This window comes from Micromonospora sp. NPDC049139, assembly GCF_055586845.1.
Genome location: NZ_JBVJHK010000003.1, coordinates 256,536 through 269,812 on the forward strand (window position 1 = coordinate 256,536; position 13,277 = coordinate 269,812).

Genomic DNA, 13,277 nt, shown 5'->3' on the forward strand with positions numbered 1-13,277 from the left:
CCTTCCTTACACCGCCGGCCGGCGGAGGCAGGGAGGAGCGCAATGCAGCGGTGGCGGGGGTACGACGCGGCGCCCGGTGGCTGGGGGCGGTCGGTCGTCACCATCGGCGTCTTCGACGGCGTGCACAAGGGGCACCAGGCGACCATCGGGCACGCCGTGGCCCGGGCCCGCGAGTTGGGCGTGCAGTCGGTGGTGGTCACCTTCGACCCGCACCCGGCCGAGGTGGTCCGCCCCGGCTCGCACCCGGCGGTGCTCACCGAGCCCGCCCGGAAGGCCGAGCTGATCGAGGCGCTCGGCGTGGACGTGCTGTGCGTGGTGCCGTTCACCCCGGAGTTCTCCCGGCTGCCCGCCGAGGCGTTCGTGCACGACGTCCTGGTCGAGCACCTGCACGCCGCCCTGGTCGTGGTGGGGGAGAACTTCCGCTTCGGGCACCGCGCCGCCGGCGACGTGGCGCTGCTGGAGCGGCTCGGCCGCACCTTCGGCTTCGGCGTCGAGGGGGCCCCGCTGGTCGCCGAGGCGGGCACCGTCTTCTCGTCCACGTACATCCGCTCCTGCGTCGACGCGGGGGACGTGGTGGCCGCCGCCGCCGCGCTCGGCCGCCCGCACCGGCTGGAGGGCGTGGTGGTCCGCGGCGACCAGCGCGGCCGTGAGCTGGGCTTCCCCACCGCCAACCTGCTCTGTCACCGGTACGCGGCGGTGCCCGCCGACGGCGTCTACGCCGCCCGGCTGGTGCGCCGGGGCCACGCCGAACCGCTGGGGGCGGCGGTGTCGGTCGGCACCAATCCGACCTTCTCCGGGCGGGAGCGGCGGGTGGAGGCGTACGTGCTGGACTTCGACGGCGACCTCTATGGCGAGCGGCTGGCACTGGACTTCGTCGCGCACCTGCGCGGGCAGATCCGATACGACGCGATCGAGCCGTTGATCGCCCAGATGGGGCAGGACGTCGAGCGGACCCGCCGGGCCCTCGGCTGACCGCCTCGCGGCCCTTGACCGGCCGGCGCCCGGCCGTACTGGTAGTCTGGCGGGGACGTCGGCTGACCGACGTGGGGCCTCGCGTGCCTGCACGACGCCGCGGGTGCGAGGTACCGGTCCGTTTCCGGTCCACCGACCGATCCGACGGACATCATCGAACAACCCACGAAACAGGGAGAACATGGCGCTCGACCAGGAAGCCAAGGCCAAGATCCGCGCGGAGTACGCGACCGCCGAGGGCGACACCGGTTCGCCGGAGGTGCAGGTCGCGGTCCTCACCAAGCGGATCGCCGAGCTCACCGAGCACCTGAAGGTGCACAAGCACGACCACCACAGCCGCCGCGGGCTGCTGCTGCTGGTCGGCCGTCGCCGTCGGCTGCTCAACTACGTCCAGAAGAAGGACATCAACCGCTACCGGTCGCTCATCGAGCGGCTCGGTCTGCGCCGGTGACGTGACGGGGGAGTGGCCTGACTCGGGCCGCTCCCCCGCTCCGGTACCACCCGAAAACCAGGGTCGCGCGACCACCCGAGAATGGGAGCAGGTCAGCGTACCGGTCTCCGGTAGTGGCCCCCGGGCACCCCGGCACCTCGCCGGCCACCCGGGCGCTTCGATCGAAGACCGGCCGTCTGAGCATCTCCCGCGTCGTGGGCCCCCGATGCGAAGGAGCACGACAGCACCATGACCGAGACCAACCTCGGCACCGAATCCCGCACCGCCGTGATCGACAACGGGTCCTTCGGCACCCGTGAGATCACCTTCTCCACCGGCCGGCTGGCCCGCCAGGCCGCCGGCTCCGTCATCGCCCAGCTCGGCGAGACGGTCGTCCTCTCCGCCACCACCGCCGGCAAGCAGCCGAAGGAGCAGTTCGACTTCTTCCCGCTGACCGTCGACGTCGAGGAGCGGATGTACGCCGCGGGCCGCATCCCCGGCTCGTTCTTCCGCCGTGAGGGCCGCCCCAGCGAGGACGCGATCCTCACCTGCCGGCTGATCGACCGGCCGCTGCGCCCGTCGTTCGTCAAGGGCCTGCGCAACGAGGTCCAGGTCGTCGAGACCGTCCTCGCGCTCGACCCGCAGCACCCCTACGACGTCGTGGCGATCAACGCCGCGTCGATGTCGACCAAGCTCTCCGGCCTGCCGTTCTCCGGCCCGATCGGGGCGACCCGGATGGCGCACGTCGACGGCCAGTGGGTCGCCTTCCCGACCCACGAGGAGCTGGCCCGGGCCACCTTCGACATGGTGGTGGCCGGCCGCGCCCTGGCCGACGGCGACGTCGCGATCATGATGGTCGAGGCCGAGGCCACCGAGCACACCGTGGCGCTGGTCGCCGGCGGCGCCCCCGCCCCGACCGAGGAGGTCGTGGCGAGCGGCCTGGAGGCCGCCAAGCCGGCCATCCGCGAGCTGTGCCGGGCGCAGAGCGAGCTGGCCGACGTGGCCGCCAAGCCGGTCGCCGAGTTCCCTGTCTTCCTGGACTACCAGGACGACGCGTACGACGCGGTGGCCGACCTGGCCCGCGCCGACGTCGCCGAGGCCCTGCAGATCGCCGGCAAGGCGGTCCGTGAGGAGGCCCTGGACGCGATCAAGGGCCGCGTGCTGGCCGAGCTCGGTCCGCGCTTCGAGGGCCGGGAGAAGGAGCTCAGCGCCGCCCTCCGGTCGCTGACCAAGTCCGAGGTCCGCAACCGGGTGCTGCGCGAGCAGGTCCGCATCGACGGCCGCGGCCCGCGCGACATCCGCCCGCTGACCGCCGAGGTCGGCGTGCTGCCGCGGGTGCACGGCTCGGCGCTGTTCGAGCGCGGCGAGACGCAGATCCTGGGCGTCACCACGCTGAACATGCTGCGCATGGAGCAGTCGCTGGACACCCTCTCCCCGGAGAAGTCCAAGCGCTACATGCACAACTACAACTTCCCGCCGTACTCGACCGGTGAGACCGGCCGGGTCGGCTCGCCGAAGCGGCGCGAGATCGGCCACGGCGCGCTCGCCGAGCGGGCACTGATCCCGGTGCTGCCGTCGCGCGAGGAGTTCCCGTACGCCATCCGGCAGGTCTCCGAGGCGCTCGGCTCCAACGGCTCCACCTCGATGGGCTCGGTCTGCGCCTCGACGCTGGGCCTGCTGTCCGCCGGTGTGCCGCTGAAGGCGCCGGTCGCCGGCATCGCCATGGGCCTCATCTCCGACGAGGTCGACGGCAAGACCCAGTACGTGACGCTGACCGACATCCTCGGCGCCGAGGACGCGTTCGGCGACATGGACTTCAAGGTCGCCGGCACCCGGGACTTCGTCACCGCGCTCCAGCTCGACACCAAGCTCGACGGCATCCCGTCGGACGTGCTGGCCGCCGCGCTCCAGCAGGCGCACGAGGCCCGGCAGACCATCCTCGACGTGATGCAGCGGGCCATCGAGGCCCCGGCCGAGATGTCGGACTACGCGCCGCGGGTCACCACCGTCAAGATCCCGGTGGACAAGATCGGCATGGTGATCGGCCCGAAGGGGCAGACCATCAACGCCATCCAGGACGAGACCGGTGCCGAGATCTCCATCGAGGACGACGGCACGATCTACGTCGGCGCGACCAACGGCCCGTCGGCCCAGGCCGCGGTCGAGCGGATCAACGCGATCGCCAACCCGACGCTGCCGAAGGTCGGCGACAAGTTCCTCGGCACCGTGGTGAAGACCGCCGCGTTCGGCGCGTTCGTCTCGCTGCTGCCGGGCCGCGACGGCCTGCTGCACATCTCCAAGGTGGGCGACGGCAAGCGGGTCGAGAAGGTCGAGGACTTCCTCAACGTCGGCGACCGGGTCGAGGTCGAGATCGCCGACATCGACGCCCGCGGCAAGATCTACCTGGACAAGGTCCGCCCGGAGGGTGCCGAGGCGCCGGCCGCCGACGAGGCCGCCGGTGGCGAGCGGCCGGCCGGCCGGGACCGGGGTGACCGGGGCCCGCGCGACCGCGGCGACCGCGACCGCGGCGGCGACCGGGGCGGTCGTGGCCCGGGCGGCGGCGAGCGCGGCCAGGGCGGCGGCGAGGGTGGCGAGGGCGGCGAGCGTCCGCGCCGCCGGACCCGGCACAGCTGACGCACCAGCGCACCGCACCACCCACCCCTCGTCGATCTGGGAGCAACAACACGTGAGTCGGGCCGTTCGTGCGCCGTTTCCGCCGGATCGACGGGGGGTGGCGTCGTTCCCGGGCCCCTCGGACGCCGCGTTCCGCGGCACCGGAGGGGCCCGCTCCGGCGGCGCCTCCCGGGCGGTGACCCGCACGATCAGTGACGACCCGCTGGGCGGCACGGTACGCCGTACCGTGCTGCCCAGCGGGCTGCGCGTGCTCACCGAGGCGATCCCGGCGATGCGCAGCGTGTCGTTCGGCATCTGGGTCGCGGTCGGCTCCCGCGACGAGACCGGCCCGCAGGCCGGCGCAGCGCACTTCCTGGAGCACCTGCTGTTCAAGGGCACCAACAAGCGCAGCGCCCTGGACATCTCCTCCGAGATCGAGGCGGTGGGCGGCGAGACCAACGCCTTCACCACGAAGGAATACACCTGCTACTACGCCCGGGTGCTCGACGAGGACCTGCCGCTGGCCATCGACGTCATGTGCGACCTGGTCGCCGACTCGGTGCTGAAGCCGGCCGACGTGGAGACCGAGCGGGGCGTGATCCTCGAAGAGATCGCCATGCACGACGACGAGCCCGGCGACGAGGTGCACGACCTCTTCGCCCGGGCGGTCTACGGCGACCACCCGCTGGGCCGGCTGATCTCCGGCACCGAGGAGACGGTCACGCCGATGACCCGGCGGCAGATCCAGGGCTTCTACCGCCGCCGCTACACCGCCCCGCAGATCGTCATCGCCGCCGCCGGCAACCTGGACCACACCGCGGTGGTGAAGCTCGTCCGCCAGGCGCTGCGCGGCACCCCGCTGGACACCGACCCGGCGGTGCCGGCGCCGCACCGGTCGGCCACCCCGGCGGTACGCACCAGGCCCGCCGCCACCCTGGTGGAGCCGAAGGAGACCGAGCAGGCGCACGTCATCCTCGGTTGCCCCGGCATCGACCGGCTGGACGAGCGCCGCTTCGCCCTCGGCGTGCTCAACAACGTCCTCGGCGGCGGCATGTCGAGCCGGCTGTTCCAGGAGATCCGCGAGCAGCGTGGCCTGGCCTACTCGGTCTACTCCTACGCCAGCCAGTACGCCGACAGCGGCCTCTTCGCCGTCTACGCCGGCTGCGCGCCCGGCAAGGTGGACGAGGTGCTGGAGCTGACCCGGGCCGAACTCGCCCGGGTGGCCGCCGACGGCCTGACCGAGGCCGAGGTGGCCCGCGGCAAGGGGATGAGCAAGGGCTCGTTCGTGCTGGGCCTGGAGGACACGGGCTCGCGGATGAGCCGGCTGGCCAAGGGCGAGCTGCTCTACGGCGACCTGATGCCGGTCGACGAGCTGCTCCGTCGGGTCGACGCGGTCACCGTGGCCGACGTGAACACCCTCGCCGCCGAGTTGCTGAGCCGGCCGATGTCGCTGGCCGTGGTCGGCCCGTTCGGCGAGGGCGACTTCTCCGCCCGCTGACCGGCCGCGCCACCCGCCCGCGCCCGTGGCCGGGCCCTGCCTCGGGTCCGGCGGGATGCGGACGTCCCGATTGGGATAGGTTGTGCCCCGTGACTGACGAGCAGGAGAAGAGCGCGGACGAGCCGATCCGGGTCGGCGTGCTGGGCGCCCGGGGCCGGATGGGCGTCGAGGTGTGCAAGGCCGTGGACGCCGCCGGCGACATGGAACTCGTGGCCATGGTCGACCAGGGCGACGGCCTGTTCGCGGCCTCCGACGCCGGGGCCGAGGTGGTCGTCGACTTCACCACGCCCGACGTCGTCATGGACAACCTGCACTGGTGCATCGACCAGGGCATCAACGCGGTCGTCGGCACCACCGGCTTCACCGAGCAGCGGCTGGATCGGGTGCGCGGCTGGCTGGCCCGCAAGCCCGGCGTGGGCGTGGTGATCGCCCCCAACTTCGGCATCGGCGCGGTGCTGATGATGCAGTTCGCCGCCCGCGCGGCCCGGCACTTCGAGTCGGTCGAGATCGTCGAGCAGCACCACCCCCGCAAGCTGGACGCGCCCAGCGGCACCGCCACGCACACCGCGCGGCTGATCGCCGCGGCCCGCGCCGAGGCCGGGCTGGGTCCGGCGCCCGACGCGACAAAGGACGAGGTGGCGGGCGCCCGGGGCGCCGACATCGAGGGAGTACGCGTGCACGCCGTGCGCGCCACCGGCCTCGTCGCCCACCAGGAGGTGCTCTTCGGCACCACCGGCGAGACGCTGACCATCCGGCACGACTCGTACGACCGGGCGTCGTTCATGCCGGGCGTGCTGCTGGCCGTCCGCGCCGTCCGCAACCGGCCGGGGCTGACCGTCGGCCTGGACGCCCTGCTCGACTGACGCCGAGGGTCGGACCGTCTTCGTCTCCAGCCACCTGATGGGCGAGATGCAGCTCACCGCCGGGGGAATCCCGTCGCCTGGCTGCCGGGCGGCTCCTAGGCTGCCCGGGTGATCGATTCTGGCATCCTCGACCGGGCGGGCCGCCGGGTCACCCTGCGCCCCGTGGACGACGACAACTGGCGGGCGGTGGCCGACGTCGCCCCCCGCGACGACCAGCGCGCCTGGGTGCCGGCCCTGGCCGCCCGCTACCTGCTGCTGACCATGCGCTCCGACGTCTGGAACTCGCTCGCCGTGTACGCGGACGAGACGGTGGCCGGGCACGTCATGTGGGGCGTGGACGACGACGGCTCGCGCTGGATCGGTGGGATGGTCATCGACGCGGCCGAGCAGGGCCGGGGCGTCGGCCGGGCGGCCGTGCGCACCCTCGCCGCGTGGCTCGCCGCGCAGGACGGCGGGCACCCCGTCCGGCTCTCCTACCACCCCGACAACGCCTCGGCCGCCCGGCTCTACACGAGCCTGGGCTTCACGCCCACCGGCGCGATGGAGGACGACGAACTGGTCGCCGAGTTGCGCCCCGCCGCCTCCGCCTGACCGCCCGCCGGTTCGCGGGCGGGGCGTCAGCCCTCCTGGAGCACGGAGAGGATGTTGCCGGCCGGGTCGGTGAACCAGGCGATCGACGGCCCCTGGCCGCGCATGACGCCCTTGTCGTCCTGCGGCATGCCGGGGTAGCGCTCGAACCGGACGCCGCGCCCGGTCAGCTCGTCGACGGCCCGGTCGATGTCGTCCACCGCGAAGCTGCTCATCGCCTTCGTGTCCGTGAACATGTCGCTCCTCCTTGTCGTGGCGTACGAGGGGTGGACGGCCCGGGCCTTCGGAACTCATCGCCCGGCGGGTAGGGGCGGGCGCGGCGGCCCGGCTCAGGGGTCGAGGCGGTGCGGCAGCCCGAACCGCGCGAACAGCTCCGGCGTGAGGAAGTGGGTGAGCCGGCTGATCCGCCCCGCCGAGAACTCGAGCACGTGGACGCTGAACGGCCGGTGCCCGCCCGCCGGGTCGGGGCGGTAGTGACCGAAGGCGGCGCCGCCGTTGGCGGACACCGGCACCAGCCGCGAGCCGCGGCACTCGGCGCCCGGGCCGAGCATCCACCGCCGGATGTCCCCGGGGCCGCGCAGCCACAGCGCGAACGGCGGCATGCTCTGCACCGCGTCCTCCCGCAGCAGCGCGACGAGCGAGTCGATGTCGTAGCGCTCGAAGCTGGCGACGTAGCGGTCGAGCAGGTCGCGCTGCCGCCCGTCGAGCGGGGCGCGCGGCAGCCCGTCGCGGGCGGCCAGGGTGGCGCGGGCCCGCTGGAGGGCGCTGTTCACCGCCGCGACCGAGGCGCCGACCAGCTCGGCGGTCTCGTCGGCCCGCCAGCGCAGCACGTCGCGCAGGATCAGCACGGCCCGCTGCCGGGGCGGCAGGTGCTGCAGAGCGGCGACGAACGCCAGCCGGACCGACTCGCGGGCCTCGGCCACCGCCGCCGGATCACCGGACGGCAGCACGGCCGCGTCCGGCGCGGGGCCCACCCAGCGCTCGGGCGCCGGCGCGCCCAGCGCGGCGAGGACCGGCTCGTCCGGCCCGCCGAACTCCATCGGCAGGGCCCGCCGGGCCCGCCCCCGCAACTGGTCCAGGCAGACGTTGGTGGCGATCCGGTAGAGCCACGTCCGGGTGGAGGACCGGGCCTGGAATCCGTCACGCCCGCGCCAGGCGCGCAGCAGCGTCTCCTGCACCGCGTCCTCGGCGTCGAAGATCGAACCGAGCATCCGGTAGCAGTAACCGGTCAGCCCGACGCGGTGCGCCTCGAACGTCGCGTCGGCCGGGCCCGACGCCGGCCCGGCGGCACCGTCGGGGTCGCGACCGGTCGCGCCGCCGTGGGCCACGCCTGCTCCGCTGGTCGCCGTCGCTGCGGTCATGGGGTCACCGTAGGCGACGCCCCCGACAGTGTCCGCCGATCCGGGCCCGCGCGGAGGCCTGTCGTCAGTCCACGGGGGGCGCCGGCGACGGCACCGACCCGGCCGGCGGGACGTCCGGCAGCGTCGCCTCCGTGGGCGTCGCGTCCGCGGGGTCCGCCTCCGTCGGCACCGCCACGTGCAGGCGTAGTTGCGGGACGAGCATGTCGTCCACGTCCAGGGCACGCGCCGCGCCGTCGGGCTCCCAGCCGGTGCTGGTGAGGAACTTGCGGGTCGCCTCGTCGTCGTCGAACGCCCAGGCCACCGCCCGGGCGAACCCGTCGGCGCGCCACAGGTCGACGGTCGCGGCGAGCAGCCGGCTGCCGTGCCCGCGCCGCCCCCAGCGCGGCTCCACCAGCAGGTCGGTCACCGCCGCCACGCCCGGCCCGAGCGCCTCGGCCGGCTCGCCCGGAGCGAGTGCCTCGGCATCGGCCGGACCGGAGGCGGCGAACCCCACCAGATACGATTGCTCGGCCTGTTCGACGGCGACGAGCACCCGATGCGTGCCGGAGGGCGGCTCCTGCACCGCCGCGCTCCACCGCCGGGCGAGCCACGTCTCGTCCAGGTTGTCGAGCACGTGCCGGGGCAGGATCCGGCGATAGGCGACCCGCCAGGTCGCGAGCTGGATGCGTGCGATCTCGCCGGCGTCTTCCGGACGCGCCGGGCGGACGTACCCGAGAGCCATGGGACGGAAGCCTACGCAGGGCGAGGGAGGCGACGGTGGCGCAGGGTCCCCGACGGACGGTCCGGCAGGTCGTGAGCGTGGTGGGGCTCGCCGTCGCGGTGGCCGCGTTCCTGTCCGTGGCGGCCGTCCGACACGGATTCTTCGACCTGAAGGTCTACTACGGCGCGCTGACCTGGTGGGTGCACGACGGCGGGGAGATCTACGACTTCCTCAAGCCCGGCACGCAGTACGGCTTCACCTATCCGCCCTTCGCCGCCCTGGTCATGCTGCCGATGGCGTACCTGCCGTGGTCGGCGGCGATCGTGGTGAGCGTGGCCGCCAGCGTGGTGGTCACCGCCGTGCTGTTCTGGTGGCTGGTCGACCCGATCTCCCGCCGGGCCGGCTGGACCCGCTGGTACGCCCTCGCCGTGGCGCTCTGCCTGGCCGCCGCGTACGAGCCGATGCGCGAGACGGTCAACTTCGGCCAGGTCAACATGCTGTTGCTCTTCCTGGTCGCGGTCGACCTGCTCCGGCTGCTGCCGGCCGGCAACCGCTGGGCCGGGGTGGGCATCGGCCTGGCCACGGCGATCAAGCTGACCCCGGGCATCTTCATCGTCTACCTGCTGGTCACCCGGCGCTGGCGGGCCGCGCTCACCTCGATGGCCGCCGCGGCCGGCGCGACCCTGTTCGCCGCCGCGCTCTTCCCCGACGCGTCGCGGGAGTTCTGGACCGAGGCGCTGTGGAACACCGGCCGGGTGGGCGAGCTGGCGTTCGTCTCCAACCAGTCGCTGCGCGGGGTGGTCGCCCGGCTGAATCCGGAACACCCGAGCACCCTGGCCTGGCTGGCGCTGGTGCTCGCCACGCTGGCGCTGTGGGCGTGGCGCTCCCGGGCCGCCGTGGCCGCCGGCGACGAGGCGACCGGCCTGGCGCTGACCGGCGCGGTGATGTGCCTGGTCAGCCCGGTCACCTGGGTGCACCACCTGGTCTGGTTGCTGCCCGCGCTGATCCTGCTGGTGGACAACGGCATGGCCGCACCGGCCGGCAGCCGCCGACGCCGCGTCCTGCTGGGCGCCGCGATCGTCGGGTACGGCTTCCTGATCAGCCGGATCGTCTGGGCCTGGGAGAAGGACTTCGCCGGGCTCGACGGCTTCCTCGGCAGCAACACCTACGTCTGGATCAGCCTGGCGCTGCTGGCGTTCCTGCCGGTCCGTCGCCTGGGCGACGCGGGCTGGATCAGCCGCCGCCGGGCGACGCCGGCCAGGTCAGCCGTCGAGGCGTCCGGCGTACCGCAGCTCGACGAGCCCGACCGGCGGTCGCCCGCCGGCCAACGGCACCGGGTAGGTCGACCGCTCACCGTCCGGTGACAGCCCCGCCCGCTCGTAGAACCGGCGGGCCCGGTGGTTGTCGGCCAGCACCCAGAGCCGGTAGTCGGACCAGCCCCGCCCGGCCAGGCCGGCGCGGGCCGAGGCCAGCAGCGCCCCCGCCGTGCCGTCGCCCCAGTGCGCCGGCTCGACGTACATCGCCACCACCTCCCCGTGCGCGAGGTCGAGGTCGCCCCGGTCCTGGTTGATCCGGTACGGGCCGAACGTGGTGAACCCGGCCAGCGTCCCGTCGGCCTCGGCGAGCAGGGTGGTGAACGGGTGCTCCGGATCGGCGGTGCCGAGGTCCCGGCGGCGCTGCGCCCACGCCGCGACGTTGAGCCGCCGCAGCACCTCGTCGGGCATGATCCCCGCGTAGCCGGCCTGCCACCCGTGGATGTGCACCCGGGCGACCGCCTCGGCGTCCTCGGGCTCCTCGCGCCGGATCGTGAGCATGCGTCCGTTCTATGCCCCGGCGGGCGATCGGTCCAGCGTCCGCTCCCGTGTCGTACGGGTGGATTAGGGTGCCCGACGATGGCCGCACCGGAATCACTCTCGCTCGCCCAGGCGCGCCGGGTGGCGCTCGCCGCCCAGGGCTTCGCCGACCCCGCGCCCACCGGCGTGCCCACCCGCCGACACCTGCGCCGGGTGCTCGACCGGGTCGGGCTGATCCAGATGGATTCGGTCAACGTCCTGCAACGCGCGCACTACCTGCCGCTCTACAGCCGGCTCGGGCCCTACCCGACGTCGCTGCTCGACACCGCCGCCTACCGACGTCCCCGGGAGCTGTTCGAATACTGGGGCCACGAGGCGTCGCTGGTCCCCGTCGGGTCGCACCCGGCGTTGCGCTGGCGGATGGCCCGCGCCCACTCGCAGGCGTGGGGCGGGATGCGCCGGATCGCCGAGGAGCAGCCCGGGCTGGTCGCCTGGGTCCGCGACGAGGTGGCCGCCCGGGGGCCGCTCACCGCCGCCGAGATCGAGCACGACGCGCCCCGGGAGACCGGCAACTGGGGGTGGAACTGGTCGGCGGTGAAGCGGGCGCTGGAGTTCCTCTTCTGGGCCGGCGAGGTGACCGCCGCCGACCGCACCTCCTCGTTCGCCCGCCGCTACGACCTGCCGGAGCGGGTGCTGCCGGCCACCGTGCTGGACGCGCCCACGCCGACCGACGCCGAGGCGTACCGCACGCTGGTGGCCATCGCCGCGCGGTCGCTCGGGGTGGCCGCGGAGCCGGAGCTGCGCGACTACTTCCGGCTGCCCCTCGCCGGCGCCCGGCAGGCCATCGCGGAGCTGGTCGAGGCGGGCGAGCTGCTGCCGGTCGCCGTGCAGGGCTGGCGGCAGCCCGCCTGGCTGCACGCCGGGGCGCGGCTGCCCCGCTGGGTGCGCGGCAACACCCTGGTCAGTCCGTTCGACCCGCTGGTCTGGGAGCGGGCCCGCACCGAGCGGCTCTTCGACTTCAGCTACCGGATCGAGATCTACGTCCCGGCGCCGCAGCGGGTCCACGGCTACTACGTGCTGCCCTTCCTGCAGGGGGAGCGGTTCACCGCCCGGGTCGACCTGAAGGCCGATCGCAAGGCCGGGGTGCTGCTGGTGCCGGCCGCCTGGGTCGAGCCGGGCGCCGACCCGGGCGAGACCGCGTTGGCACTCGCCGCCGAGCTGCACCGCCTCGCCGGCTGGCTCGGCCTGGACGCGGTGGCGCCGCCCGCTGCCGGCGACCTGGCCGCCCCGCTGGCCGCCGCGCTGCTGGGCGTGGCCGGTGTACGGTGAGCCACGTGACGAGCGTTGACGGGCCGGCCCCCCAGCCGCATCCGCAGAGCGGCGGGGTCGACGCCCCGCCCCAGGCGTCTCAGTCGGGGCAGCCCCACACGGGGCCGGCGGGCGAGCCGGGTGCGTGGCCGGCGGGCGAGCCGGGTGCCTGGCCCGCCGGTGAGCCGGGTGCGTGGCCCGCGGGCCAGGTGCCGCCCTACCCGGTGCCGGAGCCGGACCGGCTGACCCGCTTCGTCGTCCGCCTCTACGACCGCTCGCCGCGCTGGGCCGTGCCGCTGGCCGCGCTCGGCTGCGTCGCCGCCGGCATCGGCTACACGCTGCTCAGCAACCCGACCCACGCCGCGCCGGACGCCGCGCCGACCTGCCTGCTCAAGCTGACCACGGGGCTGGACTGCCCGGGCTGCGGCGGCACCCGCGCGCTCTGGTACGTGCTGCACGCCGATCTGCCGGCCGCCGCCCGGCACCACTTCCTCTTCGTCTTCGCGCTGCCCTTCCTGGCCTACCTCTTCGTCGCCTGGGCGGGGAAGCAGGCGTTCGGCTGGCGCCTGCCCGAGCTGCAACTCAGCTCGAAGGTGATCGGCGGCTTCCTCGCCGCCTGGCTGGCCTTCTCGGTGGTACGCAACCTCCCCTGGGCGCCGTTCACCTCGCTCTACGTCTGACCCTCCTCCGGCGCGGCCCACGCTTTCCGAGGCGGCCCACGCCTCCAGACTTCCCGGCAGGGTCGAATGGGTCGGGTGGGTCGGGCGCGGCTCGGGCGCGGTGGGTCGGGTGGGTCGGGCGCGGCGGTCGTCGGCCCGTCGCACCATCGACTTCCGGCAGCCCACGGTGCCCTGCCGCGACACTGTCGAGCTGCCCCGTCTGTAGGACCACCACGGGTGGTGGGGGTCTGCTCGCCTCGCCCGGCCGCCCGCCGGGGCATTGACCTCGCAGAGTGGAACGTCATGGGTGTCACGCAGGGCTCGTGACACCCATGGCGTTCCACCGGCGGGCGGCGCGCACCCTCCTTGCGCGCCGGGCTCGCGGCCGCCGCCCGCGCCGCCGACCCGGTGGTGGCGCTTCCGCGCCGCCGGCCCGGTCGTGGCCGCTGTCGTCCGCGCCGACGACCGGTGGCGGTTGCCGGCCTCCCGACC

The 13,277-nt window shown here is 74.3% G+C and carries 11 protein-coding genes and 2 pseudogenes; 9 read left to right on the forward strand and 4 right to left on the reverse strand.

The window, feature by feature from the left end:
* The first annotated feature begins 42 nt into the window (after positions 1-42).
* The 6 genes from ACZ6Q9_RS07975 (at position 43) to ACZ6Q9_RS08000 (ending at position 6,967) form a co-directional block, all read left to right on the forward strand.
* Positions 43-972, forward strand: a complete 930-nt coding sequence (locus tag ACZ6Q9_RS07975) for a bifunctional riboflavin kinase/FAD synthetase (RefSeq protein ID WP_393451782.1) — start codon at positions 43-45, stop codon at positions 970-972.
* A gap of 181 nt (positions 973-1,153) precedes the next feature.
* Positions 1,154-1,423, forward strand: coding sequence for a 30S ribosomal protein S15 (gene rpsO / locus ACZ6Q9_RS07980; RefSeq protein ID WP_043962418.1), 270 nt, complete (start codon positions 1,154-1,156; stop codon positions 1,421-1,423).
* Between the two features lie 228 nt (positions 1,424-1,651).
* On the forward strand, positions 1,652-4,036 hold the full coding sequence (locus tag ACZ6Q9_RS07985) for a polyribonucleotide nucleotidyltransferase (RefSeq protein ID WP_396828233.1): 2,385 nt from the start codon (positions 1,652-1,654) through the stop codon (positions 4,034-4,036).
* Between the two features lie 52 nt (positions 4,037-4,088).
* Positions 4,089-5,513, forward strand: coding sequence for a M16 family metallopeptidase (locus ACZ6Q9_RS07990; protein ID WP_396828231.1), 1,425 nt, complete (start codon positions 4,089-4,091; stop codon positions 5,511-5,513).
* Positions 5,514-5,602: 89 nt separating this feature from the next.
* Positions 5,603-6,376: a 4-hydroxy-tetrahydrodipicolinate reductase gene (gene dapB / locus ACZ6Q9_RS07995; RefSeq protein WP_393451788.1), complete on the forward strand. Its 774-nt coding sequence runs from the start codon at positions 5,603-5,605 to the stop codon at positions 6,374-6,376.
* 108 nt (positions 6,377-6,484) lie between these two features.
* A complete protein-coding gene (locus ACZ6Q9_RS08000; RefSeq protein ID WP_396828228.1) occupies positions 6,485-6,967 on the forward strand; it encodes a GNAT family N-acetyltransferase in 483 nt (160 codons plus the stop codon).
* Between the two features lie 26 nt (positions 6,968-6,993).
* Here the strand turns inward: ACZ6Q9_RS08000 and ACZ6Q9_RS08005 are convergent.
* The 3 genes and pseudogenes from ACZ6Q9_RS08005 to ACZ6Q9_RS08015 all read right to left on the reverse strand — a co-directional run.
* A pseudogene (locus ACZ6Q9_RS08005) lies at positions 6,994-7,212 on the reverse strand (VOC family protein); the annotation flags it as partial.
* A gap of 81 nt (positions 7,213-7,293) precedes the next feature.
* Positions 7,294-8,325 carry a sigma-70 family RNA polymerase sigma factor gene (locus ACZ6Q9_RS08010; RefSeq protein WP_393451791.1) on the reverse strand — a complete coding sequence of 344 codons (1,032 nt, stop codon included), beginning with the start codon at positions 8,323-8,325 and terminating at the stop codon, positions 7,294-7,296.
* A 145-nt stretch (positions 8,326-8,470) separates the two neighbouring features.
* A pseudogene (locus ACZ6Q9_RS08015) lies at positions 8,471-9,046 on the reverse strand (GNAT family N-acetyltransferase); the annotation flags it as partial.
* Between the two features lie 35 nt (positions 9,047-9,081).
* On the opposite strand from ACZ6Q9_RS08015, the gene ACZ6Q9_RS08020 reads away from it, so the two are divergent.
* Entirely contained in the window at positions 9,082-10,389 is a 1,308-nt protein-coding gene (locus ACZ6Q9_RS08020; protein ID WP_393265559.1) for a glycosyltransferase 87 family protein, read from the forward strand.
* On the opposite strand, the gene ACZ6Q9_RS08025 is transcribed toward ACZ6Q9_RS08020, so the two are convergent.
* On the reverse strand, positions 10,288-10,839 hold the full coding sequence (locus ACZ6Q9_RS08025) for a GNAT family N-acetyltransferase (protein WP_396828226.1): 552 nt from the start codon (positions 10,837-10,839) through the stop codon (positions 10,288-10,290). The two genes, ACZ6Q9_RS08020 and ACZ6Q9_RS08025, sit on opposite strands and share 102 nt — an antisense overlap.
* 78 nt (positions 10,840-10,917) lie before the next feature.
* Between ACZ6Q9_RS08025 and ACZ6Q9_RS08030 the strand changes: the two genes are divergently transcribed.
* Both ACZ6Q9_RS08030 and ACZ6Q9_RS08035 read left to right on the forward strand, forming a co-directional pair.
* A complete protein-coding gene (locus ACZ6Q9_RS08030) occupies positions 10,918-12,147 on the forward strand; it encodes a winged helix-turn-helix domain-containing protein (RefSeq protein ID WP_396828224.1) in 1,230 nt (409 codons plus the stop codon).
* Positions 12,144-12,806: a DUF2752 domain-containing protein gene (locus tag ACZ6Q9_RS08035; protein ID WP_396828222.1), complete on the forward strand. Its 663-nt coding sequence runs from the start codon at positions 12,144-12,146 to the stop codon at positions 12,804-12,806. The genes ACZ6Q9_RS08030 and ACZ6Q9_RS08035 overlap by 4 nt, the downstream gene beginning before the upstream one ends.
* The last annotated feature ends 471 nt before the right edge of the window (positions 12,807-13,277 follow it).